The sequence below is a fragment of the Kitasatospora sp. NPDC059795 genome (assembly GCF_042732175.1).
Classification (GTDB): Bacteria; Actinomycetota; Actinomycetes; order Streptomycetales; family Streptomycetaceae; genus Kitasatospora.
In genome coordinates this window covers 148461-164662 of record NZ_JBHWID010000008.1, presented here as the reverse complement: position 1 = coordinate 164662, position 16202 = coordinate 148461, and the positions used below count along the sequence as shown (strand labels likewise).

The following is a 16202-nucleotide window of genomic DNA, read 5'->3' as shown; positions in this document are numbered from 1 at the left end:
TGACGCCGTACACTCGCGGCCATGGCCGACACCGCGCTGGACCGGCTCGCCGCCGGCAGCTACCTGCTGATCACCAGTTACCGCAAGGACGGCAGCGCCGTGCCGACGCCGGTCTGGATGGTCCGCGACGGCGACACCCTCGGGGTGTGGACCGCCGCCGACTCGTGGAAGGTCAAGCGGATCCGGCGGCGCGCGGACGTCCTGGTCGGGCCGTGCGACGTGCGCGGCAACCCGACCGGCGAGGCGGTGCCGGCCACCGCGACGGTCGCCGACGCCGCCACCGCCGAGCGCTACCGCAAGCTGCTGGCCCGCAAGTACGGGCTGCTCGGCCGGGTCCTGCTGCTCGGCAGCCGGCTGCGCCGCGGAACGGCCGGGACGATCGGTCTCACCGTCGTCCTCGCCTGAGGTCTCAGGCGCGGTAGGGCAGCAGTTCGGGGCGCTTGGCGGGGCGGCCGTCGCCGGAGGAGCGGCCGCGCAGGCGGCGGCCGATCCACGGGCCGACGTGGGTGCCGAGCCAGCGGGCGTCCTCGCGCAGTTTCCGGCCGCGGGTGCGGGTGTCAGGTTCGGCGAGCGGCGCCCGCCAGTCCTCCTCGGAGGGGCGGCCGAGTGCTTCCAGGACGGCCAGCGCGACCCGCCGGTGCCCCTCCGGGGAGAGGTGCAGGCGGTCCTCGGCCCACATCCGGCGGTCGTCGAACGCGGGCGCGGAGAACAGGTCGACCAGCACGATCCGGCCGGGGTGCTCCCGCACCGTGCGCTCCACGTAGGCCTTCATCCGCAGGATCGCGGGCAGCAGCCGGGTGCTGCCGGCCATCCGCCGGGTCGGGTCGGTGGAGGTGAACAGCACCACGGTGCGGCCCTCGGCGGCGAGTTCGGCCGCGCACTCGCCGAGCCGCCGCTCCACCTCGGCCACGTCGCAGCCGGGCCGCAGCACGTCGTTGAGCCCGCCGGCCAGCGTCACCAGGTCGGCGTCCATGGCGGCGGCGAGGCCCACCTGCTCGTCCCGGATCTGCCCGATCAGCTTGCCGCGCACGGCGAGGTTCGCGTACCGGAAGCCGTCCTGTTCGGCGGCGAGCGCTGCCGCGACCCGGTCCGCCCAGCCGCGGAACTGCCCGTCGGGCAGGACGTCGTCGCACATTCCCTCGGTGAACGAGTCGCCCACCGCCACCATCGCCCGGTACTGCCGCACACCGCCTCCTGGGTCCGTTTCTGCGGACCCACCCTACCCAGGCGTAACCGGCGGGTCAGGCGGTGCCGGTGCGCGGCCGGGGCACCACGTCGACGGACTCGGGGCCGTTGACGATCAGCGACGGGAGGCGGGCGGGCCACTGCCCGGGTTCGGCGAGGGCCAGCTCGGGCAGCTGCTCGAACAGGGTGCTCAGCGCGATCTCCGCCTCCAGCCGGGCCAGTGGCGCGCCGACGCAGAAGTGCGGGCCGTGGCCGAACGCCAGGTGGCCCTTGTCCGCGCGGGCCGGGTCGAACTCGTCCGGGCGGTCCGGGTGTTCCTGCGGGTCGCGGCCGGCGGCGGCGAACCCGACCATGATCGGGTCGCCCTTGGCGATCAGCACGCCCTCGCCGAGGTCGATGTCCTCCAGCGCGTACCGCAGCGGGACGTACATGACGGGGCCCTCCAGCCGGAGCGTCTCCTCGATCACGTCCGTCCAGTCGATCGCGCCGGCCCGCAGCCGGGCCAACTGCTCGGGGTGGGTGAGCATTTCCAGCGCGGCGCTGGCGATCAGGTTGACGGCGGTCTCGAAGCCCGCGGCGATCATCGTGAACAGGGTGCCCACCAACTCGTGCTCCGCCAGCGGCTGTTCGCCCGGCCGGTCGGAGAGCAGCAGGTCGCTGGTCAGGTCGGCGGCCGGGTTGGCCCGCTTGTACACCGCCAACTCGCCGAGGCGGACGTAGAGTTCGGTCTGCGCGGCGAAGGCGTCCTCCTCGGCCAGCGAGGAGTCCAGCACCTGGTCGATCAGCGCGCCGAGCGCCTCGCGCATCTCCTCGGGCACGCCGAACAGGTCGCAGATCACCGTCATCGTCAGCGGCCTGGCCAGCGCCCCGCGCAGGTCCGCCTGCTCACCGGGTTCGAGCGCGCCGAGCGCCGCCACCAGCCGGTCGGCCGTCGCCTGCACCTGCGGGCGCATCAGCTTCACCCGGCGCGGCAGGAAGGTCGGGGCGATCCGGCCCCTGGCCTGCCGGTGCTCCTCCCCGTACCGGTTGACCAGGCTGTCCTGGAACGCCACCGACCCCAGCACCCACCCGTCCGGCACCTCGCCGATGCCCGGCCAGTGCCGCCGGAAGTCCCGCGACACCCGCGGGTCCAGGGTGAGCGCCTGGATCACGCTGTGCCTGGTCACCGACCAGGCCCTGATGCTCCCCGGCAGCTCCACCAGCACCGCCGGGCCCTGCGCCCGCAGCTCGGCCGCCTCCGCGTGCATCGCCGCCGCGGTGGGGTCGAGGAACGGGCATACGGGCTCGGAAGAATCGGACACGGTGTGCTCCCCTCACCAAGGCTGTCCGGGCTGCCTCACATGGTGGCCTGCCCTCCCGGGCCCCGGAAGCCTCCCCGCACCTTTGGCCTGTTTCCGCCACCGCGTCCGTCAACTCCCGTGCCATCAGCCACAGTTGGTGACAGGAGACCCACTCAGTGGGAGGTCAGGGAGACCGAGGCTTCCGGGGTGTGGAGCTGGAAGGTGAGCGACTCCTGGAGGTAGAGGTGGACGGTGGCGTCGTCGTGCGAGAGGTAGCCGATCGAGAGGTCCTCGCCGAGGTGGAGCTCGAAGTCGCCGCCGCGGGCCGAGAGCAGGATGGCGCCCTCGACGGCGGGCGCCCAGACGATCTCGCCGTCGAGCAGGCGGGCGAGGTGGTTGTGGACGGGGTAGCCGTGGTCGGAGGTCTCGTTGACGGCGGTGTAGGTGTCGGCGCCGAGCAGCAGCGAGTACGGGCCGCCGACGCCGGCCAGCCGCAGCGCGGTGAGGGCGCGACTGACGGCGTTGGGGTACTCGCGGACGTCGGCGGGCAGCTCGACGGGGTGGTTGCTGGAGCCGTCGCGGATGCCGGTGATGCCGGCGGCGGAGTAGCCGTCGAACAGGGCGCGGTCCTCGGCGAGGGCGATGGTGCGGGCGGCGTCCTTGACCGGGTCCCAGTCGGAGTCCTTGGAGCCGCGTTCGACGTCGTCGACGGCGGCCCGGGTGACGGTGAACGGGACGCGCAGTTCGACCAGCGCCCGGCACTCCCGGGCCCGGGCCCGGACGCCGGCGGCGGGCGCGGCGATGTCGGCGAGGTGGCCGGTGCCGATCGCGGCGAGTTCCGGCCCCTCGGGGCCGAGCAGGTCGACCACCCGGCGCCCGGCCAGGTGCAGGGTGAAGGTCCGCCGGGCCTCTTCCTCGATTTCGGCCCAGGCGGCGGCGGAGACGGGCGCCAGCTCGCGGTGCAGGTTGTTCACGGTGCGGTACTCCTCTTCAGGCTGCCGATGCGGAGACTGCCGTCCCCGGCCGCCGGATTCGCGGACGGAGTCGGGGACTGCGGTGCCGACGACGGCTCGGCCTGCGCGCGGGCGGCGGCGCTGCCGGGCGCGGGCGGCGGGTCGCCCAGGAAGTCGGCGCCGGGGACGTGGAAGAGGGTCCCGGTGACGGGGGTGGAGAAGTCCAGCAGCCGGTCGTGGGCGGCGGGGCCGCGGCCGAGGAACATGTTGCGGAGCATCTCCTCGGTCACCCACGGGTCGCGGGCGTAGCCGATGAAGTAGGTGCCGCACTCGCCGCCTTCGGTGAACGACCCGAACGGCATGTTCAGCCGCCAGATGTCGAGGCCCTCGCCGTCCGGCCCGGTGACGGTGTTGAGGGCGACGTGCGAGTCGGCGGGCTTGGCGGCGTCGTCGAGTTCGAGGTTGTCGAGCTTGGTGCGCCCGATGATCAGTTCCTGCCGTTCGGTGCTGAGCGCGTTCCAACCGTCCATGTCGTGCAGGTACTTCTGCACGATGACGTAGGAGCCGCCGGCGAACGCCGGGTCCTCGTCGCCGATCAGCACGGCCTCGGCGGCCTCCGCGCCGACCGGGTTCTCGGTGCCGTCGACGAAGCCGATCAGGTCGCGGCAGTCGAAGTAGCGGAAGCCGTGGGTCTCGTCGAGGACGCTCACCGCGCCGCCGAGCCGGTTGGTGATCCGGGTGGCGAGTTCGAAGCACAGGTCCATGCGTTCGGCGCGGATGTGCAGCAGCAGGTCGCCGGGGGTGGCGGGGGCGAGGTGCCGGGGGCCGGCGAGTTCCTGGAAGGGGTGCAGTCCGGCGGGGCGGGGGCCGGCGAACAGGCGGTCCCAGGCGTCCGAGCCGATGCCGACCACCAGGGAGAGCCCGTCGTGCGGGGCGCGGCTGCCGATCGAGCGGGTCAGCCCGCCGAGGTCGGGCAGCAGCTCGCGGACGGCCGGTTCGCCGCCGTCCTCGACGGCGAGCACCAGGAACACGGCGGCCCCGGTCAGGTTGGCGAGGACCGGTTGGGGCTGCGGCATGGAGAAGGCTCCCAGGGGGCTGCCGGGACGTTCGGACGCCCGCCGACCATACCCGGCAAAAGATCAGAGACCCCGCCATAGCGCCCCAATCGGGCGTGTCCCCCACCGCCGGGGACGGGTCAGCCGACCAGGACCGTCACGGCGACGGTCAGCACGAGCAGCGCCCCCAGACCGCCGTACACGGCGCGGTGCAGACGACGGCCGCGACCGGCGAACCGCAGCCAGCTGTCATTGGTCCTGGTGCCCGGCTCGCCGGCCAGCGCGCCGAACACCGTGCCGGCCAGCAGCGCGCCCGGGAGGTAGCCCAGCATCGTCCAGTCGAGGCCGTCCTCGGGCTCCGGGTCCGCGCCGAGGCCCTCGGCGATCCCGGCCGACAGCAGGACGACCAGCAGGAACAGCAGCATCGCGACCACCAGGGCGGGCCGCCGGTTCTGCGGCCACCGCCGCCACAGCGGGCCCAGGCTGCCGCTGACCGGTACGACCGCGACGATCAGCGCCGAGGAGGGCAGCCGGCCCTCGCCGCGCAGCGCCATGACGCCGCAGCCCACCAGGAACATGCACAGCCCGACGGCCAGCCCGAACGCCGCCGCCCGGAAACCGGCCGCCGCGCCCGCACGATCGCTCTCACGCATGGCGCGGAACCTATCGGACGCCCGCCACGATCCCCCCGCCGCCCTCCCCTCCACCCTGTTGGTCGCCGCGCAGCGGTGTCAGCCGACCACGGCCGCCGCGGCGACGTTCAGCCCGAGCAGGGCGGCCAGGGCGCCGTACGCGGCGAGGTGGAGGCGGCGGCCGCGGCCGGTGAACCGCAGCCAGTTGCGGCCGGGTTCGTCGGCGGGCGGGCCGGCCAGCCCGCCGAACGCCGCGCCGAACAGCAACGCGCCCGGGAAGTAGCCGAGCAGCAGCCAGCCGATGCCCGCCTCCTCCTCCGGGTCGTCGGAGAGGCCGTCGCCGAGGGTGGCCGTGAACACGGCGACCAGCAGGAACAGCAGCGCGGCGACCAGCAGCGCGGGCCGCCGGTTCACCGGGCGGCGCTGCCACAGCGTGCTCATCGGAGTGCCCGCCGGGATGACGGCCACGCCCGCGATCCCCGACGGGAGCCCGCCGTCGCCGAACAGCGCCATGCCGCCCCAGACCAGCAGGACCAGGGCCAGCCCGATGCCCACCCCGACCGTCGCCGCCCGCAACCCGGCGACCGCCCGCGCCCGGTCGGTCTCCTCCATCTGCCCCTCCACCTCGCCTGCCGTTACTGGGCGTTGATCACCGCGATCCCGGCTTCCCCGGCCTCGAACCGGCCGAACAGCTCGTCCAGCGACGCCACCGGCCCGCCGTGGTCGATCAACAGTACGGCCTGCTTCTCGCCGTCCTGCTCGGCGGGTTCGAAGTCGGTGACCAGCTCGCGGCGCAGCAGCGCCACCCACTCGCCCGCGCTGTCGGCCAACTGCTCCTCCGCTTCGGCGAGTTCCTCCTCGATCCCGGTTCGCGGCGCGACCAGCTCGACGACCAGGCGGTCGCCGGCCCGGGTGCAGCGGGCGGCGAGGTCGAAGGGCAGCAGGTAGAACACGCCCTCCTCGCCCTCGTGGCCGCGATCCAGCAGACGGCAGGCGATCCGTTCGCCGGGGTCGGCGGAGTCGGCGTCCACCGAGAGCAGCACCCCGACCTCGTCCGGGCCGAACGGCGGTACGGCGGTGATCCACATGCGCGAGGAGTCGTCCATGGCCGCCAGCCAAGCACAACTCCCCGACAAAGAGCTGCTATTGGGCCCCTCCGCCGCCCGTCCAGCTGTGGTTGGCGGCCCGGTGGTGGCGGGCCGCCGCGGCCTCTCGGGCGACCTCGGCACGGTGGGCCTCGGTGGGGTCGTGGGCCGCGCCGCGGCGGAACGGCCGGGCGACCGCGCGGGCGGCGGAGCCGGCGAGTTCGATCAGGCGCGGCATGGTGGTCCCCCATTCGTCACCGGGCGACCGGTCGTGCCCGGACCATGTCAGCGTACCCAAATCAGCTGCGGTACACGTCACTTGACGGCATACCAGTGCCCGCGGACGGCGTCGGTGGGGCGCGGTTCGCCGAGCTCGGGGCCGCCCCAGTGGGCCAGCGCTTCGATGACGGGGCGCAGCTCGGCGCCGCGGTCGGTGAGTTGGTAGACGGTGGCGTTGGCGGGGCGCTCCAGGCGGCGGCGCTCGACCAGGCCCTCGGCCTCCAGTTGCTTGAGCCGGGTGGCCAGGATGTCCGTGGAGACGCCCGGCAGGTCGGCGTGCAGGTCGGTGTAGCGGCGGGGACCGCCGAGGAGTTCACGGACGATCAGGAGGCTCCAGCGCTCCCCGACCGCGTCCAGGGCGCGGGCGACGGCGCAGTACTGGTCGTAGCTTCGGCGTGGCATGCCGTCAGCATAGCCAATAGGTTGGACTTTCCAAGTGCTCACTTGGTAGAACGAAGCAAGCCGGCCGCAGGGGCTCGGTGACGGGTCGGGAGGCCGCTGATGGAGTTTCGCCAGTCCAGCAAGCTGAAAGACGTGTGCTACGAGATCCGCGGCCCGGTCGTCGACACCGCCAACGCCCTCGAAGAGGCCGGCCACAGCGTGCTGCGCCTGAACACCGGCAACCCGGCGCCGTTCGGCTTCGAGGCCCCCGAGGAGATCGTCCAGGACATCGTCCGCAACCTCACCAACGCGCACGGCTACAGCGACTCCCGCGGCATCCTGCCGGCCCGCCGCGCCGTGGTGCAGTACTACCAGCAGCGCGGCGTCCCGAACGTCGGCGTGGACGACGTCTACCTCGGCAACGGCGTCTCCGAGCTGATCCAGATGAGCGTGCAGGCGCTGGTCGACAACGGCGACGAGGTGCTCGTCCCGATGCCGGACTATCCGCTGTGGACGGCGGTCGTCACCTTCGCGGGCGGCAAGGCGGTGCACTACCTGTGCGACGAGGAGTCCGACTGGTACCCGGACCTGGACGACATCGCCGCCAAGATCACCGACCGCACCAAGGCGATCGTGGTGATCAACCCGAACAACCCGACCGGCGCGGTCTACCCGAAGGAACTCCTCGAAGGCCTGCTCGACCTGGCGCGACGCCACAACCTGCTGGTCCTCGCCGACGAGATCTACGACAAGATCCTCTACGACGGCGTCCGGCACCACTGCCTGGCCGCGCTCGCCGACGACGTCCTCACCCTCACCTTCAACGGCCTGTCCAAGTCGTACCGGGTGGCCGGGTTCCGCAGCGGCTGGCTGGTGGTCTCCGGCCCCAAGCAGCGCGCCAAGGACTACCTGGAAGGCCTCACCATGCTGGCCGGCATGCGACTGTGCCCCAACGTGCCCGCCCAGTACGCCGTCCAGGCCGCGCTCGGCGGCCGGCAGTCCATCAACGACCTCGTCCTGCCGAACGGCCGGCTCACCGAGCAGCGCGACGTCACCTGGCGGGCCCTGAACGAGATCCCCGGCGTCTCCTGCGTCAAGCCGCGCGGCGCGCTGTACGCCTTCGCCAAGCTCGACCCCGCCGTGCACCGGATCGTCGACGACGAGCGCTTCGTCCTCGACCTGCTGCTCCGCGAGAAGATCCACATCGTCCAGGGCACCGGCTTCAACTGGCCCCGCCCCGACCACTTCCGCTTCGTCACCCTGCCGCGCGCCGACGACCTGGAGACGGCGATCAACCGCATCGGCCGCTTCCTCGCCACCTACCGCCAGTAGCGGCCGGGCCGCACGGTCCGCCGCCGGACCTCCGCCACCTCGGCGTCCTCCGGCGGGCCGGTGCGGCGGGTCGGGGCGGTGCCGCGACCACTTCTGCCCGAAGACGGACGAACCCGACACCAATCTGCCGATTTCCGCCCGGAATTGTCGTCCGGCTGCATGTCCGTGAACGGTTGCCGATCAGTAACAGGTCCGTCCCGCGAACTCCACGGCTCGCACACACTCGGGAAGATGACGTTCCGCCCCACCGAACGCCCAGCGAGATGAGCCGCGTTGTCCCTCCCCCTCCGCCTGCGCCACGCCTCTGCCGTCGGCATGCTGCTGGCCGGCGGCCTGCTCGCCACCGCCTGCGGGTCCACCGCCCCCGCCCCCTCCGCGCCCACCTCGCCGCCGGCCGTCATCGGCGGCAACGTGCCGTACGCCCCGCCACCCAGCCCGACCCCGACGGCCTCCCCCAGCGCGTCCCCCAGTACCTCGCCCAGCGCATCCCCCAGCCACTCCCCCGCACCGTCCCCGAGCCCGACACCGACCGCCACGACCCCGCAGCCGGAGCCGAAGGCCAGTCAGACCTGCCGCAAGACCGGGGGCAAGAGCACGTCCACCCGGTGCAGGACGAGGACCGACTGACGCCCGATCAGTCCATCGCCCGACCCGCCCGCCCGCCGCAGCTGTCACTGCACGCGACGCAGTCACCCGGCGGCGGGGACGATCCGCCAGGACCGTCCCCGCCCGCCTCCACACCACTCACCCCGCTCCCGAACCATTGACCAGTAGGAACGAAGAAGTGCAGCTGGATTGCTAGCTGTTCCCGCCGCTGCTGCCGCCGCCGTTGCTCCCGCTGCCGGTGCCGCCGCCGTTGTTCCCGCCGCCGCCGTTGTTGCCGCCGCCGCCGTTGTTGCCGCCGCCGCCGTTGTTGCCGCCGCCGTTGTTCCCGCCCCCGCCGTTGCCGCCACCGCCGCCCGGGTTGAGCAGGCCGACGATGTCGATGGTGTTGCCGCAGACGTTGGCCTGGATGTTGACGGGGATCTGGATCTGGTTGCCGGACAGCACGCCCGGCGATCCTGCGGCAACGCCATTGGCGACCGCGTCACCCGAGTTGATGCACAGCGTGCCCACGGGCGAGGCGAGGGCGGACGCGCCGTGGCCGGAACCGTGTCCATGGGCGGTGGCGGAGCTCACGGGGAGGACGACAAGCGCGGCAGCGAGGCCGGCAGCTGCGAGGTACTTCCTGGTGTTGGTCATGCGGAAGAGCTATCCGACCATCCTCCCCAACATGGTGAAACGCGGCTGCACCGTCGCCCATTCAGAGGTGCCTCCCGTCACCGACGGAGGAACCACAACTGATCGGAGCGAGCCGCGGGCGCGTCGGCGCCCCGGCGCGCCGGACAGCCCGCCCCGCCACTACCGGCCGTGGGCCGTGAGCCGTGAGCCGTGGGCCGACGCGGTGAAACACAGCGGCTGATCAGGCGTCACGCACGTGTCCTGATCACCGTCCGACCGAGGGTGCCCGCCACATTTGTTCGAGCCCGTCTGCCGCCCTGTTGGTCGGACGCCCTGCGCTCAAGACGATTGGGAGTACCTGCATGAGAGTTCGCACCGCACGACCATCGCGTGATCCGCGGAAGTCCGTACCGCCCCCGGGGACGCCGAGGGCCGGTCGTATCCTCCACCGGACCCTGATGACACTGGCAACCGCGGCAGCCGTGGCGACGGCCTCCGTCACCGGCTTCCCCCTCGCCGGAAGGGCCTCGGCGCAGTCGCCCTCCCTGTCGGTCTCGCAATCGGTCTCCCCCACCACGGTCAGCGCGGCCGACCAGACCGCCACCTTCTCCTTCGCCGTCACCAACACCGGTGACGAGGAACTGACCGCTGTCTCGGTCGGGACCACCGCGTTCAGCGGCACCGGCACCCCGCCCGTGATCGCCTGCCCGGCGACCGACCTCGCCCCCGGCGCGTCGATGACGTGCACCGGGCCGTACACCACCACCCAGGCCGACATCGATGCCGGCAGGGTCACCAGCGTCGGTTCGGCCACCGGGCTGACGCCCGCTGGTTCCACCGTCACCGCACCCGAGTCCACCGCTACCCTGGTCGCCCTCCAGAGCGCCGCGCTCTCCCTGGAGAAGTCCGCGTTCGAAGGCGGAGGCGACAGTGGCGGCGGCGGGGGCGGCAACAACGGCGGGGGCGGCAGCGGGAACAACGGCGGGGGCAACAACGGATCCCGCCGCTCGACCCTGGTGACCTTCCTGACCGCCGGCGAGGTCATCGACTACAGCTACCTGGTCACCAACACCGGGAACGTCACCCTGACCGGCGTGACGGTCACGGACACCTCGTTCTCCGGGACGGGCACACCACCGTCGATCAGCTGCCCGTCGACCACCCTCGCCCCGGGCGCTTCGATGACCTGCAGCGGGAGCTACACCGTCACCGAGGCCGACGTGAACGCCGGGTCGATCACCAACACCGCCACCGCCACCGGCCAACCGCCCACCGGTGCGCCGGTCACGACGCCCCCTTCCACCTCGACCGTGACCGGAGAGCAGGACCAGCCCGGGCTGGTCCTCGACAAGATCGCGGTCTCCGACAACAGCGGCGGCGGCGGCAGCAGCGGCGGCGGCAGCAGCGGCGGGAACAGCCGGCGCAACACCCTGGTGACCACGCTCGCGGCCGGCCAGATCATCGAATACTCCTTCGTCGTCACCAACACCGGCAACGTCGAACTGGCGGACATCGACGTCACCGACACCTCGTTCTCCGGAACCGGCACACCGCCCGTCATCTCCTGCCCGTCGCCCTTCCTGGCCGCCGGCTCCTCGATGACCTGCACCGCCGCCTACACCGTCACCCAGGCCGACGTCGACACCGGCACCATCACCAACACCGCTGTCGCCACCGGCCAATCGCCCACCGGCGCCCCCATCACCTCACCCCCGGCCACGGCCACCGTGACCGTCCCTCAGGCATCGCTCACCCTGGAGAAGAACGTCTCCGTCAGCGGCGGCGGGGGCGGCGGCCACGGCGGGGGCGGGAACAATGGTGGGGGCAACAACGGCGGGGGCACTGGGAACGGCAGCGGGGGCAACAACGGCGGCGGGACCAACCAGCGCAACACCCTGACCACCACCCTCGCCCCCGGCCAGAGCCTCGACTACTCCTACGTGGTCACCAACACCGGCGCGGTCACCCTGACCGACGTGACGGTCACGGACACCTCGTTCTCCGGGGCGGGAACTCCCCCGGCGATCTCCTGCCCGTCCACCACCCTGGACCCGGGCGCGTCGATGACCTGCACCGCCACCTACACCGTCACCCAGGCCGACATCGATGCCGGCACCATCGCCAACACCGCTGTCGCCACCGGCCAACCGCCCACCGGCGCACCCGTCACCTCGTCCCCCGACTCCGCGACGGTCACCCTCACCCGGTCCCCGGCTCTCACCCTCGCCAAGAGCGCGTCCCCCACCACCGTGACCGCCGCCGGCGAGACCGTCACCTACACCTTCCGGATCACCAACACCGGCAACGTCACGCTCACCGCGCCCTCCGTCGCCGACACCGAGTTCACCGGCACGGGCACCGCGCCCAGCGTTTCCTGCCCGACCGGCCCGCTGGCACCCGGTGCGACCGTCGTCTGCACTGCCACCTACACCGTCACCGCGGAGGACCTCGACCTGGACCAGATCGACAACACGGCTGTCGCCACCGCCACCGGACCCGAATCCGCCACCGTCACCTCGACGCCCGCTGCGGCACAGGTCATGGTCACGCCGTCGCAGTCGGCTCCCGCACCCCGCCCCACCAACCAGCCCCACCCGCCGGCGCACCACGAGCCGACCGGTCAGCTGGCCGCGACCGGTACCGGAAGCCTGACACTCGTGGCCACGGCCTGTGCGGTCCTGCTCGGCGCGGCCGGCCCGATGCTGTTCGCCGCCAACCGCAGGCGCCGCGCGGCCCGGCCCTGAGGCCCGAACCAGGAGACCCGGCCGATGAACTGACAAGGCGACATCCCACCTGGAACGGCACCGGCCCGCGCACCGCGCGGGCCGGTGCCGTGCGGCGACCGCACCGCCGAACTTCGGCGGAGCACCCTCAAAGCTGCTGCGCCGCGACCGGATTGCCGATCGATAACGAACCCATCACTCGAACTCCACGACTCGCGCACACTCGGAAGGATGGCGTCCCGTCCCGCCAACCCCCTCCGAGATGAGCCGTGTTGTCCCTCTCCCTCCGCCTGCGCCGGGCCTCTGCCGCCGGCGCGCTGCTGGCCGCCGCACTGTTCGCCACCGCCTGCGAGCCCACCGACGCCGGGCCGGTCGCGCCCTCCGCGTCGGCTGCCGTCTCCAGCAGCAGCGCGCCGTCCCCCAGCGACTCCCCCACGCCGAGCCCGACCCCGACCCCGAGCCCGACGCCGTCGCCCTCGCCGTCGGCCGAAACGCCGAGCCCGGCGCCGACCACCGAGGCGCCCGCCACCAAGGCCCCGCAGCCGACGGCGCGGACCACCACCGCCAAGCCCGCGACGGAGCCCACCCAGGACACGGCGGGCTGCCACCCGCGGTCGAACGCGGGGAACTGCTACAAGGCGGGCCAGTTCTGCCGGGCCTCGGACCACGGGGTGGAGGGCACCGACGCCTCGGGGCGGACCATCCGGTGCGAGGACAAGAACGGCTGGCGGTGGATCGCGGGCTGAGGCCCGCTCAGCGGCGCGGGCCGTACATGATCACGCCGACGCCGGCCAGGCAGATCAGCGCGCCCAGCACGTCCCAGCGGGTGGGCCGGAAGCCGTCCACGACGACGCCCCACAGCAGCGAGCCCGCCACGAAGACGCCGCCGTACGCGGCCAGCACCCGGCCGAAGTTCGCGTCCGGCTGGAGGGCGGCGGTGAAGCCGTACAGGCCGAGCGCGAGGACGCCGAGGCCGGCCAGCCACCACGGCCGGGACTCGCGGACGGACTGCCAGACCAGCCAGCAGCCGCCGATCTCCAACAGTGCGGCAACGACGAACAGAACGATCGAACGGGCGGTACTCACCGAGCCACCCTAGACGGCGGCGCCCCCGGACCCGACAGCACCGGGCCCGGGGGCGTCGCACGGGGGCGTCAGTGGCCGTGCTCGCTGCGGCCCGCGCGGCGGGTGACCGAGTAGTGGTCGATCTGCGTGCCGTCCTCGGCCAGCGCGGTGACCTTCATGGTGCTGGTCGCGCCGCGGTGCGCCGGGGTGACGTCCACCTTGATGAAGGAGTAGCCGGTGTAGCGGACCCGCGACCAGTGCACGGTCTCCGCGACCTTCACGCTGCCCTTGTCGAAGTGGTAGGTGACCACCTCGTCCTGGTGCTTCTCGTGGCCCTCGTAGGTGTCGGGCGCGTCGAAGGAGTAGAGGCTGCGACCGGCCGCACCGGCGGTCACGTACACCACGCCGTCCTTGGTCGGGTCGATGCTCGCGCCGCTCGGCACGGCCTTGCTGACCTTGTTGCCGAGGATCGCGTCGGTGCGCTCGTACACGTGGTTGTGGCCGTTGATGACCAGGTCCACCCGGTACTTCTCGAACAGCGGCACCCAGGCGTCGCGGACGCCGCCGTCGGAGGCGTGCTGGTGGGTGGTGGAGAACGCGCAGTGGTGGAAGAAGACGACCACGAAGTCGATCGCCTCGTCCGCGCGCAGCTCGCGCAGCTTGCGCTCCAGCCACTGGGTCTGACGGCCCGCGGTGATTCCCAGGTTGGCGGGGATCTCGTAGGACACGTCGTTGGCGTCCAACGAGATGACGCCGACGTTGCCGTAGGTGAAGGAGTAGACGCCGGGCGCCTTGCGCGGGTCCGGGCCGTTGGTCGGCAGGGTGAAGCGGGCGTCGTCGCCGCCGTACCCGTTGTGCGAGTACCAGGCCTCCATGTCGTGGTTGCCGTAGGCGACCATCCACGGGACCTTCGCCGCCACCGTCTCGGTCTGCGCCAGGAACGCGTCCCAGGTCAGCGCGTTGAACGCGACCTTGTCGCTGTCCAGGCCCTGGCCCATCGGGTCGGCGTAGCAGATGTCGCCGGCGTGCAGGTGGAACACCGGCTTCTGGGCCAGGATGACGTGGTCGTTGCCGGCCGCGTGCGAGGAGACGCCCTGGTCGCCGAAGGCGGTGAAGGTGAACGGCTCGAACGCGCGGCCCCGCCGGCCGTGGCGGGACGGCGCGGTGGTGAAGGTCTGCAGGGTGGAGATCGCCTGCTGCGAGGCCGGGTCGAAGCCGTCGTGGCCGACGCCGTAGTAGTAGGTGGTGCCGGGCTGCAGGTGGTTCAGCTCCACGTGCAGGTAGTACTGGTCGACCGGGGTGCCGGTCGGGGTCAGCGCGGGGGTGTGCAGCGCCCGGACCTCGGCCTCGATCTTGTGGCTGAGGTCCCACGGGTGGCGGCCGAAGCGCAGGAACGGCTTCTTCACCGGCGCCGGCACCTGCCAGGACACCCGCATCTGGGTGTCGGCCTCGGCGCCGAACTGGAGGTGGCGGCCGACCGGGGAGACCAGCGAACCGGACACCGCGTCCGCCGCGCTGCCCTGCTTCACGGCCGGGTCGGCGAACGCCGTGCCGGAGCCCAGCGCCCCGCCGACGGCCAGCGCGCCGACCGTCACCGCGCTGGAGCGCAGCAGGGTCCGGCGGGAGAGCTTGCTGCGCAGGTACTCGTGCTGCTCCGCCATGTTCATCCGGGCAGCGAGCTGGGCGGGCACGCCCATGTTGGGGATATCCATGCGCGGGAGACTGTCAGTGACCGATGGCCGCCACCCGGATGCTCGGTGAACGAGCGTCATCGCGCCGGTCTGGCCGAGCACATGATCAGACCATGTGTTGGTAAAGAGGCCGACGCGGACCGGCCGACGGCCCGATCATGACGTGCCGTCGGCCGTCGCCGCTGGTCACAGCGGGTCGCCCGGCACCTCCAGGTACGCCGCCCGCAGCCGCGCCAGCCCGGCCGCCTCGACCGCCCGGACGTCGAACTCCCGGCCGTCCACGGCCGCGACCGTCCGCACGCCGGTCGTCGCGTTGGTCGCGAACACCGCGTCCACGCCGTCCAGTTCCGGGCCCATCCGCCGGTCGACGCCACCGACCGCCGCGCGCAGCAGCGCCATCGCCGTGCCCGGCAGGTACCCGCCGCGCGGCCACACCGCCTCGCCGCCGCACAGGAACCCGACGTTCCAGGTCGCGCCCTCGGTCAGGCCGCCGTCCCGGTCCACGAACAGCGCGTCGTCGAACCCGGCCCGCTGCGCCAGCCGCCGCTGCCGCAGCACCCCGAACAGCGCCACGCTCTTCACCTGTGGCACCTCGCGCTCGAACCGCACCGTCCGCACCCGCAGCGGCCCCGGCACGCCGCTCCCCGCCGGACGGGCCGTCACCAGCACCCGCGGGCTCGCCGTGCCGCCGACGCCGCCCAGGTCGATCGCCGGGTCGAACAGCGTCACCCGCAGCACCGCCGCGCCGCGCGCCGGCGCCTGCCGCCGGGCCAGCTCCCGCACCCGCTCCCGGTCCGGCCGCACCCCGAACACCGCCTCGCCGTCCCGCTCCAGCCGCTCCAGGTGCAGCCCCAGGCCGCGCACCCGACCGTCCTCCACCAGCATCGTGGTGAAGTGCCCGTAGTTCGTCAGCGCCAGCGCCTGCAACTCCTCGGCCGTCACCGGCCGCCCGTCCAACTCCGTCACGACCGCGCGCCCTTCCGCAGATCGAACTCCTGCAACTCCAGCGTCGCCGGCGCCTCGGCCACCCCCGGGCCACCGGCCCGCACCCACTCCGCTATCTCCGTCACCATGTCCTCGCCCAGCACCCACCCCAGCCAGACCGGCCGCGCCCCGTTCTCCCGGCCCCGCGGCGACGGGTTGACCACCACCACGTTCGAGTGACCGCACGCGTCGAGGCACTCCGACACCCGCACCCGCCCGGCGTCGCCCACCGCCGCCCGCAACCGCGCCACCTGCTCCCCGTGGTCCACCCCCGGATGCTTCGCCGCCGACCCGCAGCAGCACCCCCGACACACCGTCACCATCGCCGTCCCGCGT

Annotated in this window: 18 protein-coding genes and 1 pseudogene; 5 read left to right on the top strand and 14 right to left on the bottom strand. The window is 72.9% G+C overall.

The genetic code is table 11. The features are described from left to right. The first annotated feature begins 21 nt into the window (after window positions 1-21). Entirely contained in the window at window positions 22-405 is a 384-nt protein-coding gene (locus tag ACFV4P_RS18390; protein ID WP_073813389.1) for a PPOX class F420-dependent oxidoreductase, read from the top strand. A gap of 4 nt (window positions 406-409) precedes the next feature. On the opposite strand, the gene ACFV4P_RS18385 is transcribed toward ACFV4P_RS18390, so the two are convergent. From ACFV4P_RS18385 to ACFV4P_RS18345, 9 genes and pseudogenes are all read right to left on the bottom strand, one after another. Continuing rightward, complete coding sequence (locus ACFV4P_RS18385; protein WP_380472288.1) at window positions 410-1186, bottom strand: SGNH/GDSL hydrolase family protein; 777 nt, start codon at window positions 1184-1186, stop codon at window positions 410-412. A 55-nt stretch (window positions 1187-1241) separates the two neighbouring features. Continuing rightward, a complete protein-coding gene (locus ACFV4P_RS18380; protein WP_380472286.1) occupies window positions 1242-2486 on the bottom strand; it encodes a cytochrome P450 in 1245 nt (414 codons plus the stop codon). 152 nt (window positions 2487-2638) lie between these two features. Then, a complete protein-coding gene (locus ACFV4P_RS18375; protein WP_073813391.1) occupies window positions 2639-3439 on the bottom strand; it encodes a family 1 encapsulin nanocompartment shell protein in 801 nt (266 codons plus the stop codon). Beyond that, the gene (locus tag ACFV4P_RS18370; RefSeq protein WP_380472284.1) at window positions 3436-4494 is read right to left on the bottom strand and encodes a Dyp-type peroxidase; all 1059 of its coding nucleotides are present in this window, start codon (window positions 4492-4494) and stop codon (window positions 3436-3438) included. The genes ACFV4P_RS18375 and ACFV4P_RS18370 overlap by 4 nt, the downstream gene beginning before the upstream one ends. 119 nt (window positions 4495-4613) lie before the next feature. Then, window positions 4614-5126, bottom strand: coding sequence for a hypothetical protein (locus tag ACFV4P_RS18365; RefSeq protein WP_380472283.1), 513 nt, complete (start codon window positions 5124-5126; stop codon window positions 4614-4616). A 78-nt stretch (window positions 5127-5204) separates the two neighbouring features. Continuing rightward, window positions 5205-5717 (bottom strand): hypothetical protein, encoded by a 513-nt coding sequence (locus tag ACFV4P_RS18360; protein ID WP_380472281.1) that lies wholly within the window; start codon window positions 5715-5717, stop codon window positions 5205-5207. Window positions 5718-5740: 23 nt separating this feature from the next. Continuing rightward, the gene (locus ACFV4P_RS18355) at window positions 5741-6211 is read right to left on the bottom strand and encodes a hypothetical protein (protein ID WP_380472279.1); all 471 of its coding nucleotides are present in this window, start codon (window positions 6209-6211) and stop codon (window positions 5741-5743) included. A gap of 37 nt (window positions 6212-6248) precedes the next feature. After that, window positions 6249-6428: a hypothetical protein gene (locus ACFV4P_RS18350; protein WP_380472278.1), complete on the bottom strand. Its 180-nt coding sequence runs from the start codon at window positions 6426-6428 to the stop codon at window positions 6249-6251. Window positions 6429-6511: 83 nt separating this feature from the next. Continuing rightward, a pseudogene (locus tag ACFV4P_RS18345) lies at window positions 6512-6871 on the bottom strand (winged helix-turn-helix transcriptional regulator); the annotation flags it as partial. A gap of 99 nt (window positions 6872-6970) precedes the next feature. Between ACFV4P_RS18345 and ACFV4P_RS18340 the strand changes: the two are divergent. Both ACFV4P_RS18340 and ACFV4P_RS18335 read left to right on the top strand, forming a co-directional pair. After that, a complete protein-coding gene (locus ACFV4P_RS18340; RefSeq protein WP_380472276.1) occupies window positions 6971-8182 on the top strand; it encodes a pyridoxal phosphate-dependent aminotransferase in 1212 nt (403 codons plus the stop codon). Between the two features lie 273 nt (window positions 8183-8455). Then, window positions 8456-8809 (top strand): hypothetical protein, encoded by a 354-nt coding sequence (locus ACFV4P_RS18335; protein WP_380472274.1) that lies wholly within the window; start codon window positions 8456-8458, stop codon window positions 8807-8809. Between the two features lie 171 nt (window positions 8810-8980). Here the strand turns inward: ACFV4P_RS18335 and ACFV4P_RS18330 are convergent, their stop codons facing one another. Beyond that, on the bottom strand, window positions 8981-9424 hold the full coding sequence (locus tag ACFV4P_RS18330; protein ID WP_380472272.1) for a chaplin: 444 nt from the start codon (window positions 9422-9424) through the stop codon (window positions 8981-8983). Between the two features lie 437 nt (window positions 9425-9861). Between ACFV4P_RS18330 and ACFV4P_RS18325 the strand changes: the two genes are divergently transcribed. Together ACFV4P_RS18325 and ACFV4P_RS18320 are read left to right on the top strand one after the other, a co-directional pair. Further along, window positions 9862-12147 carry a hypothetical protein gene (locus ACFV4P_RS18325; RefSeq protein WP_380472270.1) on the top strand — a complete coding sequence of 762 codons (2286 nt, stop codon included), beginning with the start codon at window positions 9862-9864 and terminating at the stop codon, window positions 12145-12147. A 251-nt stretch (window positions 12148-12398) separates the two neighbouring features. Beyond that, window positions 12399-12872: a hypothetical protein gene (locus ACFV4P_RS18320; protein WP_380472268.1), complete on the top strand. Its 474-nt coding sequence runs from the start codon at window positions 12399-12401 to the stop codon at window positions 12870-12872. A 7-nt stretch (window positions 12873-12879) separates the two neighbouring features. On the opposite strand, the gene ACFV4P_RS18315 is transcribed toward ACFV4P_RS18320, so the two are convergent. The 4 genes from ACFV4P_RS18315 to ACFV4P_RS18300 all read right to left on the bottom strand — a co-directional run bounded on the left by ACFV4P_RS18315 (window position 12880) and on the right by ACFV4P_RS18300 (window position 16135). Further along, window positions 12880-13212, bottom strand: coding sequence for a YnfA family protein (locus tag ACFV4P_RS18315; RefSeq protein WP_073813418.1), 333 nt, complete (start codon window positions 13210-13212; stop codon window positions 12880-12882). Window positions 13213-13280: 68 nt separating this feature from the next. Beyond that, window positions 13281-14903, bottom strand: a complete 1623-nt coding sequence (locus ACFV4P_RS18310; RefSeq protein WP_380472266.1) for a purple acid phosphatase family protein — start codon at window positions 14901-14903, stop codon at window positions 13281-13283. Between the two features lie 165 nt (window positions 14904-15068). Continuing rightward, window positions 15069-15848, bottom strand: a complete 780-nt coding sequence (locus ACFV4P_RS18305; protein ID WP_380472264.1) for an aminotransferase class IV — start codon at window positions 15846-15848, stop codon at window positions 15069-15071. Next, on the bottom strand, window positions 15845-16135 hold the full coding sequence (locus tag ACFV4P_RS18300) for a (2Fe-2S) ferredoxin domain-containing protein (RefSeq protein WP_380472262.1): 291 nt from the start codon (window positions 16133-16135) through the stop codon (window positions 15845-15847). Before ACFV4P_RS18300 ends, ACFV4P_RS18305 begins: the two co-directional genes overlap by 4 nt. Between the last annotated feature and the right edge of the window lie 67 nt (window positions 16136-16202).